The organism is Ruminococcus callidus ATCC 27760, assembly GCF_000468015.1.
GTDB lineage: Bacteria > Bacillota > Clostridia > Oscillospirales > Ruminococcaceae > Ruminococcus_C > Ruminococcus_C callidus.
Map to the genome: position 1 here is coordinate 1 of NZ_KI260333.1, position 966 is coordinate 966.

Annotated in this window: 2 protein-coding genes; both read right to left on the reverse strand. The window is 50.2% G+C overall.

What is annotated here, in order from left to right:
• The coding region (locus RUMCAL_RS03495) for a Gp37-like protein (protein WP_021681141.1) at window positions 1-517 on the reverse strand (517 nt) is incomplete at its 3' end.
• A gap of 3 nt (window positions 518-520) precedes the next feature.
• Window positions 521-966 (reverse strand): phage distal tail protein (locus RUMCAL_RS03500; RefSeq protein WP_021681142.1); only part of this gene is annotated, 446 nt, incomplete at its 5' end.

The following is a 966-nucleotide window of genomic DNA, read 5'->3' on the forward strand; positions in this document are numbered from 1 at the left end:
CACCGATGGTTTCACAAAGGCTGTACAGCCATTCTAAGATGTTATCATAGCTGACCTGCATTCGTGCGGTTTTCTGCCAGCAATCGCCGGACACTATTCCCATGGAAAAACCGGGCAGATTGCGGATTCCGGCAGAGATGACATTGCGGGACAGCACCTTGCGGACGATGTCCTCATAGCTGCCGTTTGCGGTGATGGTGGGATAGATGATTCTTCGTTCCAGCAGGCAGGCAAGAAACCGTCCGGTGACCGTCAGATAATCGCCCTTTTCGGCATCGGTCTCCAATTGCAGAGATTCAATAATGCCGAAGTGCTGTGCATCATCGCTCCTTGCCACAATTCTGCCACGCTGAAAGATGGATACATTCTGCGGACTGGCAGCGATATACACCTCAAAACAGCCGCACTGGTAAAATTCAATGTCCCATAAGAGTGAAGAATAACTGTCGCAGATGGCTTCCAGTGACACAGAAATCTGATCTTTCAGAGCCGTCAAGCTGTAAATTTCCAACTGCATTTCTCAAACCCCCAGATAGGAATTGCGGTGCATCAAAGTCACACGCAGCTTTTTCACACCACGTACTGCCTCGACCCGAAAGGTGTTTGTTCCTTCTTTTAGTGTCAGCCAAGTCGAACCGGAAACCAGCCGGTTCAGGATGTTGCTGTCCACGCCGTTTCTGGTCAAGGTGACGGTCTTGTTTCCGGTTTTCGTGGTAATCGTAATGACATCACCGGTCAGAATATCGCCTTTGATTTGCAGATATTCGTCGTTTTCATTGTAGATGGTCGGTGTCACTGCCACCACTTCCTGCGGAATGTCGCTGGGCAATGCCTCAATTCGCAGCGTGAATCCGGTTTCATCGCCGTCATTGACAATGGAAAAGGTATCGTTGGTGGCATACACGCCCAAAGGAAACGGAGCATCGCTCTCTGGAAAGGGAAAGTGAAATGCTCCGGTGATGCCGC